Source organism: Propionivibrio limicola, assembly GCF_009469695.1.
In the GTDB taxonomy this organism is placed as follows: domain Bacteria; phylum Pseudomonadota; class Gammaproteobacteria; order Burkholderiales; family Rhodocyclaceae; genus Propionivibrio; species Propionivibrio limicola.
The window spans coordinates 341,023-358,802 of the sequence record NZ_SSSR01000002.1 but is presented as its reverse complement, the minus strand read 5'-3'; the positions used below and the strand labels follow the sequence as shown (position 1 = coordinate 358,802).

The 17,780-nt window shown below is 58.3% G+C and carries 16 protein-coding genes and 1 tRNA gene; 8 read left to right on the top strand and 9 right to left on the bottom strand.

Annotated elements, in window-relative coordinates; genetic code table 11:
- The first annotated feature begins 44 nt into the window (after positions 1–44).
- The gene (locus GH659_RS03685) at positions 45–2,228 is read left to right on the top strand and encodes a patatin-like phospholipase family protein (protein WP_153109388.1); all 2,184 of its coding nucleotides are present in this window, start codon (positions 45–47) and stop codon (positions 2,226–2,228) included.
- Between the two features lie 15 nt (positions 2,229–2,243).
- On the opposite strand, the gene GH659_RS03680 is transcribed toward GH659_RS03685, so the two are convergent.
- Positions 2,244–2,600, bottom strand: coding sequence for a hypothetical protein (locus GH659_RS03680; protein WP_153109387.1), 357 nt, complete (start codon positions 2,598–2,600; stop codon positions 2,244–2,246).
- Complete coding sequence (gene cysB / locus GH659_RS03675) at positions 2,584–3,531, bottom strand: HTH-type transcriptional regulator CysB (protein ID WP_153109386.1); 948 nt, start codon at positions 3,529–3,531, stop codon at positions 2,584–2,586. The genes GH659_RS03680 and cysB overlap by 17 nt, the downstream gene beginning before the upstream one ends.
- 108 nt (positions 3,532–3,639) lie before the next feature.
- Here cysB and GH659_RS03670 point away from each other — a divergent pair, with 108 nt between their 5' ends.
- The 6 genes from GH659_RS03670 (at position 3,640) to cysN (ending at position 9,694) form a co-directional block, all read left to right on the top strand.
- On the top strand, positions 3,640–4,416 hold the full coding sequence (locus GH659_RS03670; protein ID WP_153109385.1) for a sulfite exporter TauE/SafE family protein: 777 nt from the start codon (positions 3,640–3,642) through the stop codon (positions 4,414–4,416).
- Positions 4,417–4,444: 28 nt separating this feature from the next.
- Positions 4,445–6,145, top strand: a complete 1,701-nt coding sequence (locus tag GH659_RS03665) for a nitrite/sulfite reductase (protein WP_153109384.1) — start codon at positions 4,445–4,447, stop codon at positions 6,143–6,145.
- Positions 6,138–6,644 carry a DUF934 domain-containing protein gene (locus GH659_RS03660; RefSeq protein WP_153109383.1) on the top strand — a complete coding sequence of 169 codons (507 nt, stop codon included), beginning with the start codon at positions 6,138–6,140 and terminating at the stop codon, positions 6,642–6,644. The genes GH659_RS03665 and GH659_RS03660 overlap by 8 nt, the downstream gene beginning before the upstream one ends.
- A 20-nt stretch (positions 6,645–6,664) precedes the next feature.
- On the top strand, positions 6,665–7,390 hold the full coding sequence (locus GH659_RS03655) for a phosphoadenylyl-sulfate reductase (RefSeq protein WP_153109382.1): 726 nt from the start codon (positions 6,665–6,667) through the stop codon (positions 7,388–7,390).
- Between the two features lie 109 nt (positions 7,391–7,499).
- Entirely contained in the window at positions 7,500–8,414 is a 915-nt protein-coding gene (cysD, locus tag GH659_RS03650; RefSeq protein ID WP_153109381.1) for a sulfate adenylyltransferase subunit CysD, read from the top strand.
- The gene (cysN, locus tag GH659_RS03645; RefSeq protein WP_153109380.1) at positions 8,414–9,694 is read left to right on the top strand and encodes a sulfate adenylyltransferase subunit CysN; all 1,281 of its coding nucleotides are present in this window, start codon (positions 8,414–8,416) and stop codon (positions 9,692–9,694) included. The genes cysD and cysN overlap by 1 nt, the downstream gene beginning before the upstream one ends.
- A 76-nt stretch (positions 9,695–9,770) precedes the next feature.
- Here cysN and GH659_RS03640 read toward each other — a convergent pair whose 3' ends face one another.
- From GH659_RS03640 to rnr, 7 genes are all read right to left on the bottom strand, one after another.
- Positions 9,771–10,937 (bottom strand): sodium ion-translocating decarboxylase subunit beta, encoded by a 1,167-nt coding sequence (locus GH659_RS03640; RefSeq protein WP_153109379.1) that lies wholly within the window; start codon positions 10,935–10,937, stop codon positions 9,771–9,773.
- 7 nt (positions 10,938–10,944) lie between these two features.
- Entirely contained in the window at positions 10,945–11,337 is a 393-nt protein-coding gene (locus GH659_RS03635) for an acyl-CoA carboxylase biotin carboxyl carrier protein subunit (RefSeq protein WP_153109378.1), read from the bottom strand.
- Between the two features lie 35 nt (positions 11,338–11,372).
- Positions 11,373–11,927: an OadG family transporter subunit gene (locus GH659_RS03630; RefSeq protein ID WP_153109377.1), complete on the bottom strand. Its 555-nt coding sequence runs from the start codon at positions 11,925–11,927 to the stop codon at positions 11,373–11,375.
- On the bottom strand, positions 11,924–12,241 hold the full coding sequence (locus GH659_RS03625) for a hypothetical protein (RefSeq protein WP_153109376.1): 318 nt from the start codon (positions 12,239–12,241) through the stop codon (positions 11,924–11,926). Before GH659_RS03625 ends, GH659_RS03630 begins: the two co-directional genes overlap by 4 nt.
- Positions 12,238–13,785, bottom strand: coding sequence for an acyl-CoA carboxylase subunit beta (locus GH659_RS03620; RefSeq protein ID WP_153109375.1), 1,548 nt, complete (start codon positions 13,783–13,785; stop codon positions 12,238–12,240). The genes GH659_RS03625 and GH659_RS03620 overlap by 4 nt, the downstream gene beginning before the upstream one ends.
- A 431-nt stretch (positions 13,786–14,216) precedes the next feature.
- A complete protein-coding gene (gene rlmB, locus GH659_RS03615) occupies positions 14,217–14,957 on the bottom strand; it encodes a 23S rRNA (guanosine(2251)-2'-O)-methyltransferase RlmB (protein ID WP_153109374.1) in 741 nt (246 codons plus the stop codon).
- Between the two features lie 90 nt (positions 14,958–15,047).
- Complete coding sequence (gene rnr / locus GH659_RS03610) at positions 15,048–17,438, bottom strand: ribonuclease R (protein WP_153109373.1); 2,391 nt, start codon at positions 17,436–17,438, stop codon at positions 15,048–15,050.
- Between the two features lie 39 nt (positions 17,439–17,477).
- On the opposite strand from rnr, the gene GH659_RS03605 reads away from it, so the two are divergent.
- Positions 17,478–17,564, top strand: a tRNA-Leu gene (locus GH659_RS03605).
- Positions 17,565–17,780 lie beyond the last annotated feature (216 nt).

Sequence of the window (17,780 nt, the reverse complement as noted above, 5' to 3'; positions counted from 1 at the left end):
GTTTTACCCTGTAGCTGTAGCGCGGCCATCGACAAAGAGACCCAATGAAAACACCGACGATCCGATTTCTTGCCCCCTTTTTCACGCTCTGTTCGCTGCTGATCGGGGCCGAAGCTACCGCCCGCCCGACGGTCGGGCTTGTGCTTGGCGGCGGCGGCGCGCGGGGCGCGGCTCATATTGGCGTGCTGGAGGTGCTCGAACGGCACAAGGTGAAGATTGACTGTATCGCCGGCACCAGCATGGGTGCCCTCGTCGCCGGCAGCTACGCCGCCGGTCTGAGTCCGCAGGTCATGCGGGAAGAGCTCGCCAAAGCCGATTGGCGCGACATGTTCATCGACGCGCCGGATTACAGCGAGCAGAGCTACCGCAACAAGAAAATCAACACGCGTTTCCTGCCGGCTTCCGAAATGGGCGTAACGGACAAGGGCGTGGTGCTGCCGCCCGGCGTCGTGACTGGCCAGAAAATCCGCTTGTTCTTCAACCACCTGGTTCACGCCGATGTCACCGAGCGTCATATTGAAGATCTGCCATTGCCGCTCTCGATCATCGCCACCGACATCGGCAACGGCGACCGCATCGTTTTCCGGGACGGCAACCTGACAACCGCGATGCGCGCCAGCATGTCGGTCCCCGGCCTGCTGGCCCCGGTCGAGCAGAACGGCCACAAGCTGGTCGACGGAGGCTTGGTCGACAACGTGCCGATCTCGGAAGTGCATGCACGTTGCAGCCCCGACGTAGTCATCGCCGTGAACGTTGGCAGCCCGCTGCTCAAACCGGAGGAAATTGGCTCGCTGCTGACCGTTTCGGCGCAGATGGTGAATATCCTGACCGAGCAGAATGTCTCCCGCTCGCTTGCCCTGCTAAGACCGTCGGACATCTACATAAAACCCGATCTCGAAGGCATTACGGCGGGCGACTTCGAAAGGCATGCCGAGACCGCCGACCGTGGCCGCAAGGCGGCGGAAGCGATTGCCGACAAGCTGCGCAGCCTCTCGGTCCCCGACGAGGAATACGCCGCCTGGTGGAACACGATGGAGATCGCCAAACGGGAAACCAGCGTTCTGGAAGAAATCAACGTCGCCGGCTTGCGCTACGTCAATCCCGGCGCTGTCGAGCGGCACCTGCGCGCAAAACCCGGCGACACCATCGATACGCAGGAACTCAACCGGGACATCTTGCGGGTCTATGGCGATGGCTACTATGAGCGCGTCGAATACTCGATGCAGCCGATCCGCGACCGGCGAATCATGACCGTGACGCCCCTCGAAAAATTCTGGGGTCCGGACTACCTGCGCTTTGGCGTCGCGCTGGAAACGGAAGAGATCGATGGATCCTCCTACCTGCTGCGCGGCGCCTATCACAAGACCTGGCTCAACAGCCTGGGCGCCGAGTTGTTGACAACGGCAGAAATCGGCAGCAATCCCAATATCGGCATCGAGTATTACCAGCCACTCGACCCGCAACAACGCTTCTTCGTGGAAGCCCTGGCCGGCATCCGGCGTGAGCACGCTGGCCTGTATCAGGATGGCGACCGCCTGGCGGAATACAAGATCGATACGCGCTTTGCTTCGCTCGGTGCAGGGATGAACATCGGCCTGCTCGGCCGCCTGCGCGCAGGTTGGCTGGAACAAAAACGCGACGCGGAGCTGGAGACCGGCTCGCCGATCTTTGACAACCCGTCGCTCGACAACAGTGGCTGGATCGCCAGTCTGGATCTCGATCAGTTCGACCGGGCCTACTTCCCGACGCGCGGCTGGAAGGCTCAGGTTCGCTACTTCCACTCGGTCGATAACGACTACGGACGCATCGACGCCAATCTTGCCGCCGCCTATTCGATTGGCGATTACGTCGTCAACGCGCGGATTTCCCGTTCGATGGGCGTCAATGACCCGTTACCGACCTATGATCCGGCGTCCCTCGGAGGGCTCTTCAACCTGTCCGCATTCGGCAAAGACCAGATTCTGGGCGGCGCGGCGACCTACGGTCAGATCCGGGCGGAAAAGGTTATCGGCCGCATGCCGCTCGGTCTCCGCGGTGATTTGCGCGCCGGCCTGGCTTTCGAAAGAGGCCGGGTCAGCGACCGCTACACGGAAACCCGACAGGATGGCTGGATCAACAGCACCGGCATCTACTTTGGCGGCGATACCCCGCTGGGTCCGGTTTATCTCGGCTATGCCCACTCGCCTTCAGGATCGTCGAACCTCTACCTGTTGCTCGGCACCCCTTGATCGGGCCAGGCGGCCCTAATCTCGTCCCGGGGATCTGTCGCCAGGCTCATCCACGCGCGTGGACTCGCCATCGATGATGGCGCCGGGCAACTCTTCTTTTCCGGAAGACGCGTCGAATGTGGGTTTCTGCTGCCACGCGGTCTGCGCATCGGCCATTTGCGCTTGAATCTGTTTGCGCAACGCACGCGTCTTCCACCAGAAATAAAGCCAGAGGAAAACGCCGACAACCGCCACGATGGCAAAGACGACGAGCGAGAACATGAACGCCAGCCCCAGGACAACAAGACCGATCAGGGCGGCGAACAGTTGCGCCAGCGGGCTTTTGGGCGGGCCCGCCAGACGCTCGAATTCGCGGTCAAAGTTGGTATTCATCATTCGCTCCGGAACCGGCCATCGCCATATCGACAGCCCTTTTGGTCAGATGTGAGGCAAACAGTTCAATGAAATCGTATTCGAAACGGCGCAGGTAAGTGCCGCGCCGCAGGCCGATGCGCGTCGTATTCGAACCGAACAGGTGTTCGACGTTGATCGCCTGCAGCCCTTGGTCGCGTGCAGGATCGAACGCCATGCTGGCGATGATGCCCAATCCGAGGCCCAATCCAACGTAGGTCTTGATGACGTCAGCATCGATCGCCGCCAGCACGATATTGGGCGTCAGCTGGGCGCGCTCGAAGGCATGGTTGATGCGCGAACGCCCGGAGAAAGCCGGATCGTACGTAATCAACGGCCAGCGGGCCAACGTCGCCAGCGTGATCGATTTTTCGGCCAGAATGGGATGACCTTCCGGCGCGATGACGCTGTGCCCCCATTGATAGCAAGGCAACATGATGAGCTGCGGATACTGATCGAGCGCCTCGGTGGCGATGGCAATATCCGCCTCGCCCTTGATCGTCCATTCGGCGATTTGCGTCGGATTGCCCTGATGCATCGAGAGGCGCACATCCGGATGCCGCTCCACGAACCGCTTGACCACGGCCGGCAACGCGTAGCGCGCCTGCGTATGGGTCGTGGCGATCACCAGGCTGCCCGTTTCGCCGCCCGCGTATTCCTGCCCGACGCGCTTGATGTTGCCGACTTCCTGCAACACACGCCCGGCGATTTCGAGGATGCGCTTGCCCGGCTCGGTGATGCCGGTCAGGCGCTTGCCGCTGCGCTCGAAAACGACAACGCCAAGCTCATCCTCAAGCAGTTTGATCTGCTTGGAAATGCCAGGCTGGGACGTGTACAACACCTCGGCCGCCTCGGACACATTGAGTCCGCAACGGGCCACCTCGACCAGATAACGCAGTTGTTGTAGCTTCATCGCCGCCACTTAATAACAGTTAGTTCTAGCAATCTAACTTATTATTCTTTTTCACTCAAGCCGTCCGGTCTACCATGCGCAGACTTTCAACAGGCGGGGTGAAATTTCATGGACTGGCTCTACCCTCTTTCCGGATTCATCGTCGGCGGCATCGTCGGTCTCACCGGCGTCGGTGGCGGCTCGCTGATGACGCCCCTGTTGGTGCTGCTCTTCGGCGTGCATCCGGCCACCGCCGTCGGTACCGATCTCCTCTACGCCGCCATCACGAAGGCTGGCGGCACCACCGTTCATGCGCGCAAGGGCCATGTCGACTGGCGCATCACCGGCCTGCTCGCCGCCGGCAGCATTCCCGCCGCGATCATCACGATCTGGGTTCTCTCCCGGCTGCCCACGCAAAGCGCGGCCGTGACGCATACCATTTCGGTTTCGCTGGGCATCGCCCTGCTGCTTACGGCGCTGGCGATCATCTTCCGCCACAAGCTGCAGCGGTATGCCCTGGCCCATGCGGAGGATAGAACTCATACGCAATACCGGGCTCCAATTACCGTAGCTGTCGGTTTGGTGCTCGGTATACTCGTCACGATTTCCTCAGTGGGTGCCGGTGCGCTCGGCGTGGCTGTTCTATTCTTTCTTTATCCGAAGCTCCCCGCCATCCGCATCGTGGGCAGCGACCTTGCCCACGCCGTACCGCTGACGCTGGTCGCCGGCATCGGACACTGGGCGCTGGGAAGCATCGACTGGGCGCTGCTCGGCAGCCTGTTGTTGGGCTCGTTGCCCGGCATCTGGCTCGGCAGCCACCTGTCGGCGAAGGTGCCCGAGCGTTTCCTGCGGCCGATTCTGGCGAGCATGCTCGTTCTCGTCGGCGGCAAACTGATTGCGTTGTAATTCTTTTTCATCATAAGGACAGCGAACCATGTATCGCTACGACAGCATCGACCAACAGCTCATCAACGAGCGCGTCGCCCAGTATCGCGGCCAAATCGCCCGCAACCTAGCCGGTACGCTCTCCGACGACGAATTGCGCCCGCTGCGCTTGCAGAACGGCCTCTATATCCAGCGCCACGGCCCGATGCTGCGCATCGCCATTCCGTACGGTCTGCTTGCGGCGGATCAGTTACGCAAGCTTGCCGACATCTCGCGCCGCTACGACAAGAGCGTCGGCCACTTCACGACCCGCCAGAACATGCAGCTCAACTGGCCGAAGTTCGAGGAAACGCCGGAAATCCTCGGCGAACTGGCGACCGTCGAGATGCACGCCATCCAGACTTCGGGCAACTGCATCCGCAACATCACGACCGATCCGTTCGCCGGCGTCGCGCCCGACGAGTTGACCGACCCGCGCCCGTGGTGCGAAGTGCTGCGCCAGTGGTCGACGTTCCACCCGGAATTCGCCTTCCTGCCGCGCAAGTTCAAGATTGCCGTCAATGCGGCGGCAGAGGACCGCGCTGTCATCCGCGCGCATGACGTCGGGCTGGAAATCGTCACGAACGAATCTGGCGAGATCGGCGTTCGCGTCTTTGCCGGTGGCGGCATGGGGCGCACCCCAGTCATCGGCAAGGTCGTGCGCGAATTCCTGCCGCGCCAGCACCTGCTGACCTACCTCGACGCCCTGCTGCGCGTGTATAACCGCTACGGCCGTCGCGACAACATGTACAAGGCGCGCATCAAGATTCTGGTGAACGCCCTCGGCGTGGAGGAATTCGCCCGCCAAGTCGAGGAAGAATGGGCGTTCATCAAGGACGGCCCGGCGACGCTGACCGACGGAGAGTTCAACCGGATTGCGGCGCACTTCGCCCCGCCGGCCTACGAATCGCTGCCGGCCAACGACACCGCGTTCGACGAAGCTGTCGCGGGCAATAAAGCGTTTGCCGCGTGGGTCAAACGCAGCGTGCGTCCGCACAAAGTGCCCGGCTACGCGGCCGTGACGCTGTCGCTGAAAGCGGCCGGCGTTGCCCCGGGCGACATCTCCGACGTGCAGATGGACGCCGTCGCTGATCTCGCTGACCGCTTCAGCTTTGGCGAGCTGCGGGTGACGCACGAACAGAACGTGGTGCTGGCCGACGTCCGCCAGCGCGATCTCTTGGAAGTCTGGACCCTCGCCCGCGCCCAAGGCCTCGCTACCGCAAACATCGGGCTTCTGACCGACATGATCTGCTGCCCCGGCGGCGATCTGTGCGCGCTGGCCAACGCCCGCTCGGTGCCGATCGCGCAGGCTATCCACCAGAAATTCGACGATCTCGACTACCTGCACGATCTCGGCGACATTTCGCTGAACATCTCGGGGTGCATGAACTCCTGCGGCCACCACCACGTTGCCAACATCGGCGTGCTCGGCGTCGATAAGAACAACGAGGAGTGGTACCAGGTCACGGTCGGCGGCCAGCAAGGCAACGCGACGACGCTCGGCAAGGTCATCGGCCCGTCGTTCTCGGCCGAGGAAGTACCGGACGTCGTCGAAGCGCTGGTCAATGTCTATGTCGAAAACCGCACGGACAGCGAACGCTTTATCGACACCTTCCAGCGTCTCGGCATCGAGCCGTTCAAGGAGCGCGCCTATCAGGGACGTGATCGCAAAAAAACCGCCAAACAAGCTACGGGAGAAGCCAATGTCTAAGATCATCAAGAACGGCCAGATCGTCGAAGATGCCTGGCAAGTCGTCAAATTGGCGGAGGGTGAAACGGCTGATGCCGTGACGTTCGGTGCCAACCAGTTGCTGCCGCTCGCCGTCTGGCAGGCACGCAAGGACGAAATCCTTGCGCTTGGCGCACCGATTGGCGTCTGGCTCGACAGCGCCGAAGGTCCGGAAGCCATCGCCGGCGATCTTGCCCATTTCGCCGTCGTCGCCGTCAATTTCCCGAAATTTGCCGACGGTCGCGGCTACTCGACGGCGCGCCTGCTGCGCGAACGCTATGGCTACACGGGCGAACTGCGCGCCATCGGCGATGTGCTGCACGACCAGCTATTTTTCATGAAGCGCTGCGGCTTCGACGCCTACGCCGTCCGCGCCGACAAGGACATCGCCGCCGCTCTCGCCGGCCTCAACGATTTCAGCGAAACCTATCAGGCCGCGGTCGATCAGCCGCAACCGTTGTTCCGCCGCCGCGCGGCCTGAGTTATTGCAGGAGAAACAGAGTGGGCATCAAACTCGCCAAACCCGACGATCAAGCGCTGCTTGACTCCGTCGCCGCCAAGACCGAACAGGTTCGCGCCCTGCTGCGCAGGATCGCCAGCGACTTTTCGCCGGCCGCACTGGCCAACAGTCTCAGCGCCGAAGACATGGTCCTGACCGACATCATCCAGTCCGAGAAGTTCGACATCGAGAACTTTTCGCTCGATACCGGCCGTCTGCCGCCGGAAACCTACGATTTGATCGCCGAAGTCAGGAAACACTACGGACTGACGCTGAAACTTTTCTATCCGCGTCACGACCTGATCGAAGCCTACACCCGCGAGCACGGCATCAACGCCTTCTACGAATCGGTCGACCTGCGCAAGGGCTGCTGCCATATCCGCAAGGTCGAGCCGCTGCAACGCGCCCTCGCCGGCAAGAAAGCCTGGATCACCGGCATGCGCGCCCAGCAATCGGCCACGCGCGGCGGTTTGCCGGTGCAGATCTACGACGAAACGAACGGGCTGGAAAAATTCAATCCGCTCGCCGACTGGACCGAGCGCGAGGTATGGACTTACATCAAGCTGCACAACGTGCCGTACAACGTCCTGCATGACAAGTTCTACCCGAGCATCGGCTGCGCTCCCTGCACCCGATCCGTTACCGTTGGCGAAGATGTCCGCTCCGGCCGCTGGTGGTGGGAGAATCCGGAAACGAAGGAATGCGGACTGCACATTAAGAAAATCTGAACCACCAAGACACAAAGAACACAAAGGATCACCAAGTGATCCCCCTGTTTTTCTTGGTGCAACTTGGTGTCCTTGGCGTCTTGGTGGTTTATCTTTTAGGTTCAAAAAAATGACGACTACAACGAAACAAACACTGTCGCACCTCGACTGGCTCGAATCGGAAGCCATCCACATCATGCGCGAGGTCGCCGGTCAGTGCAGCAATCCGGTGCTGCTCTTCTCGGGCGGCAAGGATTCGATCTGCATGCTGCGCATCGCCGAAAAGGCGTTCCGCCCCGGCAAGTTCCCCTTCCCCCTGATGCACATCGACACCGGTCACAACTACAAGGAAGTCACCGATTTCCGCGACAAGCGCGCCGCCGAACTCGGCGAGCGCCTGATCGTGCGCTCGGTTGAAGAGTCGATGAAACGCGGCACCGTCGTGCTGAAATCGCCGGACGAATCGCGCAACAAGCACCAGTCGGTGACGCTGCTTGAAGCGATCGAGGAATTCGGCTTCGACGCCTGCCTCGGCGGCGCCCGGCGCGACGAGGAGAAAGCACGCGCCAAGGAACGCATCTTCTCGTTCCGCGACGAGTTCGGCCAATGGGATCCGAAGAATCAGCGGCCGGAGTTGTGGGATCTCTATAACGCCCGCAGCTTCAAAGGTGAGAACATCCGCGTCTTCCCGATCTCGAACTGGACCGAGTTCGACGTCTGGCAATACATCGAGCGCGAAAAGCTCGAACTGCCGTCGATCTATTACGCCCACACGCGGCCGATCGTCGTCCGCAACGGCGGGTTGCAACCGGTCACCGACGTTACTCCCGCCCGGCCGGACGAGAAGATCGAAGAGATGCTCGTCCGTTTCCGCACCGTCGGCGACATCACCTGCACGGCGCCTGTTCTCTCCGACGCCGATACAATCGAAAAAATCATTGCCGAAACGGCCACGACGACGATTACCGAGCGGGGCGCGACGCGCCTCGACGACCAAACGTCCGAGGCCTCCATGGAACAACGCAAGAAGGAAGGTTACTTCTGATGACTACGACCAATACGACAGCAACGATCGACCACGGCCTGTTGCGCTTCCTCACCTGCGGCAGCGTCGATGACGGGAAAAGCACGTTGATCGGGCGTCTGCTCTATGACACCAAGGCGATCCTCGCCGACACGCTCACCGCCATCGAAAAAACATCGAAAAAGCGCGGTATGGAAGCCGTCGACCTCTCGCTGCTCACCGACGGCCTGCAGGCCGAGCGCGAACAAGGCATCACCATCGACGTCGCCTACCGCTACTTCACTACCGGCACACGCAAGTACATCATCGCCGACGCGCCCGGCCACGAGCAATATACGCGCAACATGGTCACCGCCGCCTCGACCGCCGATCTCGCGGTCATCTTGATCGACGCGCGCAAGGGCGTGCTGACGCAGACGCGCCGCCACTCGTACCTGACGCACCTGGTGAATATCCCGCACCTCGTCGTCGCCGTTAACAAGATGGATCTCGTCGATTATTCAAAAGACGTTTTCGACAAGATCATGGCCGACTATCTTGAATTTGCGGCCAAGCTTGGTATCGAGGACGTTCATTTCATTCCGATGTCCGCCTTGAATGGCGACATGGTCGTCGAACGCGGCGACCAGCTCGACTGGTACCAAGGGCCGACGCTGCTCGAACTGCTGGAGACGGCGAACACGTCGCACATCGAACACGCCGAAGACTTCCGCTTTCCCGTGCAATACGTCTGCCGTCCGCAGGACTCAGCCAACCCGGAACTGCACGATTATCGCGGCTTCATGGGGCGTGTCGAATCGGGCCGCATTGCCATCGGCGATGCAATTACCGTCCTCCCTTCCGGCCTCGAATCGCGCGTCAAGGACATCCGTCTGCTCGACGACTCGCTCCCCGAAGCCTTTGCCGAACAATCGATCACCCTTCTTCTGGAAGACGAGATCGACATCTCGCGCGGCGACATGATTGTCAAAAGCGGCGAGCTGCCGACCGTCACCAAGCACATCGACGCCATGCTCTGCTGGCTCTCGGAAACTCCGCTCGACCCGCGTCGCAAGTACCTGATCCGGCACACCACGCGCGACAGCAAGGCCATGCTTGCCGGCATTGATTTCCGCATGGATATCAATGCACTGGGAAAACAGACTGCCGAGAAACTCGTAATGAACGATATTGCCAAGGTCAGCTTAAAACTCGCTCAGCCGATTTTCGTTGATCCATATGCCCAGAACAGAAGTACGGGCGCGTTCATCGTCATTGATGAATCGACAAACAACACGGTAGGCGCCGGCATGATCCTCTGACCCGGTTCTCCGCAAACAAAAAGGGGACTGTCTTTCGACAGTCCCCTTTTTTACCGGATGAACCGAATTTACTTTATTAGAAACCGCCCAAGCGGGAAATAAAGTAACCAGCGCAAACCGCCGTACCGATAACCCCGGCCACATTCGGCCCCATGGCATGCATCAGCAGGAAGTTTTGCTTATCGTATTCGGCACCAACCACTTGTGATACCCGCGCTGCCATCGGAACTGCAGAAACGCCAGCCGACCCGATGAGCGGGTTAATCGGATTGTTGGGCGACAGCTTGTTCATCGCTTTTGCCAGAAGCACACCACCGGCAGTCGACACGCCAAACGCGATAACGCCCATGGCGATAATCAACAGCGTCTTGGTCTGCAGGAAGTTCTCGGCACCCATCGTCAAGCCCACTGACGTTCCGAGGAAGATCGTTACGATGTTGATGATCTCGTTCTGCGAAGCCTTCGTCAAACGCTCGACCACCCCCGATTCGCGCATGATGTTACCAAGCATCAACATCGCTACCAGCGCCGATGCAGGGGGAACGACGAGAATCACAACTACCATGACCACGATAGCAAACACGATTCGCTCAAGCTTGCCGACGGGGCGCAGCGTCTTCATCCGGATAACACGCTCGGCATCCGTCGTCAGCCACTTCATGATCGGTGGCTGAATCAGCGGCACCAGCGACATGTAGGTATAAGCTGCAACAGCGATCGGACCAATCAGATGAGGAGCCAATTTGTTGGCGGTAAAGATCGAGGTCGGACCATCAGCGCCCCCGATAATACCGATGGACGCGCCCTCTCCCGGCGTGAACACGCCACTCATCACCGCAGCAAACATTGTCGCGAAAATACCAAGCTGCGCCGCCGCCCCCAACAACAGGGTGCGCGGATTAGCGATCAGCGGACCGAAATCCGTCAGAGCGCCAACACCCAAGAAGATAATTGGCGGAAACAACTCAAGATGAATACCTTGCGAAATGTAGTAATACAACCCACCCGGCACATGAACGAGGTTGTCAACATACGGCTCGTTCAACACGCCCATGGTCGGGATATTCGCCAGCAATGCACCGAAGGTGATCGGCAGCAACAGCAGAGGCTCGTATTCCTTCACGATGGCGAGATAAAAAAGGACAGCGCAGACTGCCCACATGATGACCATGCCGCCGGTAATCTGAGAGAACCCGGTCGACTGGGTCATCATCAGCATGAATTGCTCAATGATTCCAGACATGGTTTCCTCAGCTCAGTTGGATCAGGATTTGGCCTTCGGTGACGGCATCGCCTTCCTTGACCTGGATCGAGGCAACCGTACCAGCACAGGGCGCGCAGATCGGCGATTCCATCTTCATGGCTTCGAGAATGATGACTTCCTCATCCTTGGCGACTTGTTGGCCGACGGCAACGCGAACCTTCATGACCACGCCCGGCATCGGGCTGATAACAGACTGACCACCTGCGGCGGCGGCAACAGGTGCAGGCGCGGGAGCCGGGGCGGGGGCCGCGACAGGTGCAGCAACGGCAACAGCCGGCGCAGCTTGAACAGGCGCGGCGACGGGGGCAACGCCGCCTTCAACAACTTCAACGCCAACTTCGTACGTCTTGCCTTCCAGGGTGATCTTGAGCATCTTCATAATAAATTCCTTTTTTGCGTAACTAAAAACGGCACTTAGACTTTGTGTGAGGTATGGAGTCCAACGCGACCCTGTAGAGACCACGTCCAATCCATGCTGTCGATCGGACGGAACATGACGATGGTTGCAGACTTACCGAGTGTTTCATGTGTTGCAGCCGCCAGAATGGCTACCAGCTTCTCATCAGAGAGTCCCGGATGAATGGTCTTCGTCGCAGCCGGTGCGGCGTGCGCAACGGGCTTGGCCGGTGCTGCCGGCTTAGCCGGCGCAGCAGCAGGCTTCGACCTACCGTGGAACTGGTCAGGCGCAACGACCTGAAGGATACGGGCGATCAGAGTGCAAACGAGGGTGATACCGCCGAGGACGACGAATACCACCAACAGGCCGGTGAGCTGGAACTCTACCAACTCCCCCATCGTCGGCTTTTCTGAGAAACCGCCTTTCCCCTTACCCGGCACCTCGACCACCATCGCCTCGGTCTTCTGCGCACCTGCTTGCGCAGCGTCCTGTGGCACAGCGAGGTCCTTCACTGCCGGCTCAACGCCCTTGGCCGACGCGGTCGTTGCCGCATTTGAATCATGTTGGCTCATAGTGCTTTCTTGGATTTAACGTGGTAAAGATCGGGAACAACGGCTTTGAGGATCCGGGCCATCAGGTTGCAAACGAGGGTGATACCGCCGAGGACGACGAACACCACCAGCAAGCCGGTGACCTGGAACTCAATAAGTTCCCCCATTGTTGGCTTGGCCGAGAAGCCGCCCTTTGCCTGAACCTCCATCACCGCATCAGTCATCGTTTGCGTGTTTTCTTGCGCAGAATTCTGAACTGGTGAAATGTCCATCCCGCTCGGAGCAGCCGCGTCGTTTGCCGCAATAACGGCCATAACGCTGTTATTGCCGGTCATAGCGGAATCAACCCGTGCTTCTTGGGCGGCCGCGTCAAACGCTTGGTCAGCGAAATACGCAATGCCAACGACACGCGCGACCGCGTCTCGGACGGCGCAATCACGTCGGTGATCATGCCATGCTCGGCCGCTTGGTACGGTGACGCAAATTCCTTGCGGTACATCGCAATGAGCTCGGCTTCTTTCGCTTTTGGATCCTCGGCCGCCTCGATCTCCTTCTTGTAGATCACGCGAACCGCGCCTTCAGCGCCCATAACGGCAATTTCCGCCGTCGGCCAAGCGAAAACGAAGTCCGCTCCCATGTCCTTCGAACACATCGCCAGGTACGCGCCACCATAAGCTTTGCGCAGGATGACGGTGATCTTCGGCACAGTCGCTGCCGCATAGGAGAACAGCATCTTAGCGCCATGACGGATGATGCCACCCCGTTCCTGCGCGAGACCCGGCATGAAGCCGGGAATATCGACCAAAGTAACGAGCGGAATATTGAAGGCGTTGCAGAAGCGGATGAAGCGCGCACCTTTGTCGGACGAGTCCACATCAAGCGTGCCAGCCTTGACCATCGGCTGGTTGGCGATGATACCGACGACCATTCCATCAATGCGACCGAAGCCAACGATGATGTTCTTGGCGAAATCACGCTGAACTTCCAGGAAGTCGCCGCCATCGACCAAGCGCGCGATGACTTTCGAAACGTCAAGCGGATTCTTGATATCTTCGGGAACAAGCGCGTTCATGCCGTCGTCCGCTGCCACGTTCACGGCACTCGGAATACGGTGGGGAGGATCCTGCATGTTATTGAGCGGCAGGAACGACAAAAGCTTGCGCGTAATTTCAAGGGCATGCTTATCGTCATTAGCGATGAAATGGATGTTCCCGCTTACCGAGGCGTGGGCATCGGCGGTACCAAACATTTCGATCGGCGCTTCCTGGCCCGTAGCCGCCTTAATGACATCGGGACCGCAGATGAACATCTGCGCGCCCTTGCGGGTCATGATGAGAAAATCCATCAGCGCGGGACTGTATGCAGCACCACCTGCGCACGGGCCGGCAATAATCGCAATCTGAGGAACAAGACCCGACAGCTCTACGTTACGGTAAAACACCTGACCATAGCCGGAAAGCGAATGCACGGCTTCCTGGATTCGGGCACCACCGGAGTCATTGATGGCCACAACAGGGACGCCAAGATTAGAGGCGGTCTCCATGAGATCGCAGATTTTCTTGGCATGCATGCGCCCCAAGGACCCACCAGAGACGGTAAAGTCTTGGGAAAACGCCGCAACCGGACGCCCATCAACGTTGCCGACACCTGTGACCACGCCATCACCCGGCATCTTCTTGTGATCCATGCCGGTCGTATCATGATCGACGTGCATGCCCGCTTCCTGGAAAGAACCCGAATCGTAGAGTCCATCCAGACGATCCCGCGCACAGAGAAGACCTTTCTGGCGCCGTTTCTCGAGTTTATCCAGCCCCCCGCAAGCTAACGCATCCTTGCGGCGAGCATCCAACTCTTCTAAAAGTTCATTGCGGATTGCCATAAACGATTAATGCTCCTTGGCTTATTTCTGAGTGGTGCAAACCTCGGAGATGCCCCCAAGCGCCGAGCCTGTAGCGCGATCATCCGATGACCCCAAAAAGGTGCAGCTGCGCAACATCCCCCTCAGCCACACCGTTTTTATGGCCGCAGGAAACTCTTGGACTATTTTGTCGGAAATAAAAAAAGACCGAGCATCTGCTACACGGTCATTACACATCATTCCAACGGAAAGGACAGGAAGTCTTACGGCACCGAAGAAGTATACGCTCAGCACCTCTACCGGTCAATTGAACCAGACGGAGCAAGGCAATCAACCGAGGCTAACTGTTGCAACATAAGCGCATGATTCCATTGCCGCCAGAGCCGTACCGTACGCACCCAGACTCGCGGGTCAAGAGAGCGCCTCACCACGCTTCGCTCGTACCGCCTGGCTCAAACACCGCGCCGACGCCGCGCCTCATAAAGACATACGCCAGCCGCCACCGAGACGTTCAAACTTTGCACCGAGCCCATCATGGGAATCGTCACCAACTGGTCGCAGGTTTCGCGCGTCAGCCGACGCATGCCATCGCCTTCCGCTCCAAGCACCCAGGCCGTTGCTTGAGGCCATTCGGCTTCATACAACCCCTCATCGGTCTCCGCATCAGTCCCTATGATCCAGATATCCCGCTCCCGAAGTTCGCGCAGCGTCCGCGCCAGATTCGTCACAGTAATATATGGAACACTTTCGGCTGCGCCACTGGCAACCTTGATCGCCGTTTGCGTAAGCCCCACCGCCCGGTCCTTCGGCGCAATCACAGCATGAACCCCCGCCGCATCGGCAACACGCAAACAGGCGCCCAGATTATGGGGATCCTGCACGCCATCCAGAACAAGAAGAAAAGGGGGTTCTTCAAGCGTTTCCAGCACATCATCCAGCGACACGGGCCTCTTTTCGGAGGTCACTCTGGCGACCACGCCCTGGTGCCGACGCCCCCCCCCTGCCATCCCCTCAAGACGCTTTCCATCAACCGGCATTACACGAACCGACTGCAATTCAGCATGACGGATCAGATCCCGCGCACGCGCATCATGCCTATCCGCGTCAATGAATATCTCCACGACTGCTTCCGGTTGATGGCGCAGTTTGGCTGTAATGGCATGAAAACCGTAGATAAAGCTCGTGTTGGACATAATCACTCTCGATGTCGGCAAGGGGCGCGTATTCTAATACTCAATAGTCGCCTCCGACGAAACAACCTTTCGAATGACACCGAACCACACTTAACGGGATTTCCGTGGCGTAGTGCGTTTTTTTACCCCACCGACTGGAGTCGCTGCTTTTGACATGGATTCGCGGGGAACCTTCGCGATCGCTCCCCCTGTCTTGTGGGGATTGCTTCTCACCGCCTTATCCGAAGCGCTCTGTTGCCTGGGTTCGATATTTGAAACCTCGAAAGACAGCCCCTCGGACAAAGGATCGGCAAGAACAAAATCAATCCGCCCGCTTTCGAGGTCAGCACGAACAAGTTTCACCCGCAAACGATCACCCAAACGATAACGCTTGCCGGTGCGCTCCCCGAGCATCTGGTGCTTGGTGTTATCAAAAACGAAATAATCCTCGCCAAGTTCCGAAACGTGCACTAAACCTTCGACATAAACGGAATCGAGTGCGACGAATACACCGAACGGCGCAACCCCCGCAATCGTGCCATCAAACTCCTCGCCTATCCGATCGCGCATGTAATAACACTTCAGCCACACCTCGACGTCACGTGTCGCTTCATCGGCGCGTCGCTCTGTCATGGAGCAATGAAGTCCAACCGCATCCCAATCGCCAGGCGAATACTGCTTGCCATCGAGCACCGCTTTAATAGCGCGATGTATCAGCAAATCGGGATACCGCCTGATCGGCGACGTAAAGTGGGTGTAGTGCTCATACGAAAGGCCGAAATGCCCGACATTGTCCGGACTGTAAACCGCTTGCCGCAGCGAGCGAAGCATTACAGTTTGCAGCAACGCCGCATCCGGGCGAGACTTCACTTTCTCAAGCAGGGCCGCATAATCCTTGGCGGTTGGATCATCCCCGCCTGACAGGCTTAAACCAAACTCTTTAAGAAAGCTACGCAACCCTTCCAGTTTTTCGAGCGTTGGGCCTTCGTGAATTCGATACAAGCAGGGTTGCTTGTTCTTTTGCAGAAAATCCGACGCACACACATTCGCAGCCAACATGCACTCTTCGATCAAGCGATGCGCATCGTTGCGTTGAACAGGAACGATGCTGTCGATCTTGCCCTGCTTGTTGAAGACCATCATCGTTTCGGTTGTCTCAAAATCTATGGCCCCACGCTTGCCACGAGCGCTTTGCAACACCTTGAAAAGCGCATAAAGATCCTGCAACCCCGGCTGCAATCCTTTATGCAAATCGGTATCAGCCTCAAGGCTGCCTGAAAGCCATCCCCAAACCTGCGTATACGTCAATCGGGCCTTCGAACGAAAAATTGCCGGATAAAACCGATAGTCTTTGATCGCACCGCCCGAACTAATGTCCATATCGCATACCATCGCCAGGCGGTCGACATCCGGCTTGAGCGAACATAAGCCGTTCGAGAGCTTCTCCGGCAACATCGGTATCACCCGCCGCGGGAAGTAAACGGAATTACCCCGTTCCGTCGCATCACGGTCCAATGCCATACCGGGCGCGACATAATGACTAACATCGGCAATCGCCACGACAAGACGCCATCCACGTCCTTTTTTCTCGGCAAACACCGCGTCGTCAAAGTCCTTGGCACTCTCGCTATCGATCGTCACCAAGGGAATATCCCGCAAATCCTTGCGATCGGCCCACTCGGATTTCCTGATTCGAGTGGGCAGCGCATTGGTTTCCTCAAGCGCCACAGGCGAAAACTCGAAAGGCAGATCGTGCTTCCGCAGCGCGATCTCTATTTCCATACCAGGATCAGCATAGTTACCGAGAACTTCAACGATGCGCCCCAAGGGCTGAGAATGCCGGGAGGGCTGCTCGACAATCTCGACCATCACCACCTGCCCCGATTTCACATCCTTAACTTCATTCGCCCTTTTTTTACCCTCCTGACCCTTGCGCGCAGCAACGACCAGAATGTCCTGATTGATTCGCTTGTTTTCCGGCACAACAAGGGTAATTCCATGCTCAATCAATACGCGCCCAACAACCCGACTATTTGCCCGCTCGGTTATTTCAACGATCACGCCCTCACGGCGCCCCTTGCGATCGATACCGGAAACCCTCGCCAGAACCCGGTCGCGATGCAGCACGCCAGACATCTGCTTGGCATCAAGAAACAGGTCCTCGCCGCCATCATCGGGCACCAAGAATCCATACCCGTCAGCGTGCCCCTCCACATGCCCCGCAATAAGACTCGCCCGCTCGGGAACGATGTACGCCTCTTTGCGATTTCGCATCAACTCGGCACTGCGCTCCATCGCGGCCAAGCGTCTCTGAAAAACCTCGTACTCATCGCGACGAATATCGAGCAAAGCGCAAAGCTGCTCAAATTTGACCGGTTTGGCTTGCGCTTCGATGATTTGCAGGATGTACTCGCGCGAAGGGAGGGGCAGTAAATACTTCGTCGCCTCACGTTGGAGAAATGGATCACTTTTTCTAATCTTTGATAATTTTTTTATTGACATTTTTTTTAGTTCCTATAAAATGTTTCCTTCTTCGGAAACGCCCAGGTGGCGAAATTGGTAGACGCGCTAGGTTCAGGTCCTAGTGGTGGCAACACTGTGGAGGTTCGAGTCCTCTCCTGGGCACCAAACAGTTTCTAAAGAAAAACTTTTACAAACCCCGACGAACTTTGTTCCCGGGGTTTTTTGTTGTCCATTAAAGTTCAATTTTTGCCGAATCTCTTTCGCCACGACAGCCTTTCTTATTGCGTTTTAACGCTATCTAAAATTTCAGCTTCTGCGTCCAGCGAAATGGCCTCTATTACGATTTTTCATACAGAGGCCAACACTCCCTGCTTCCAGCAC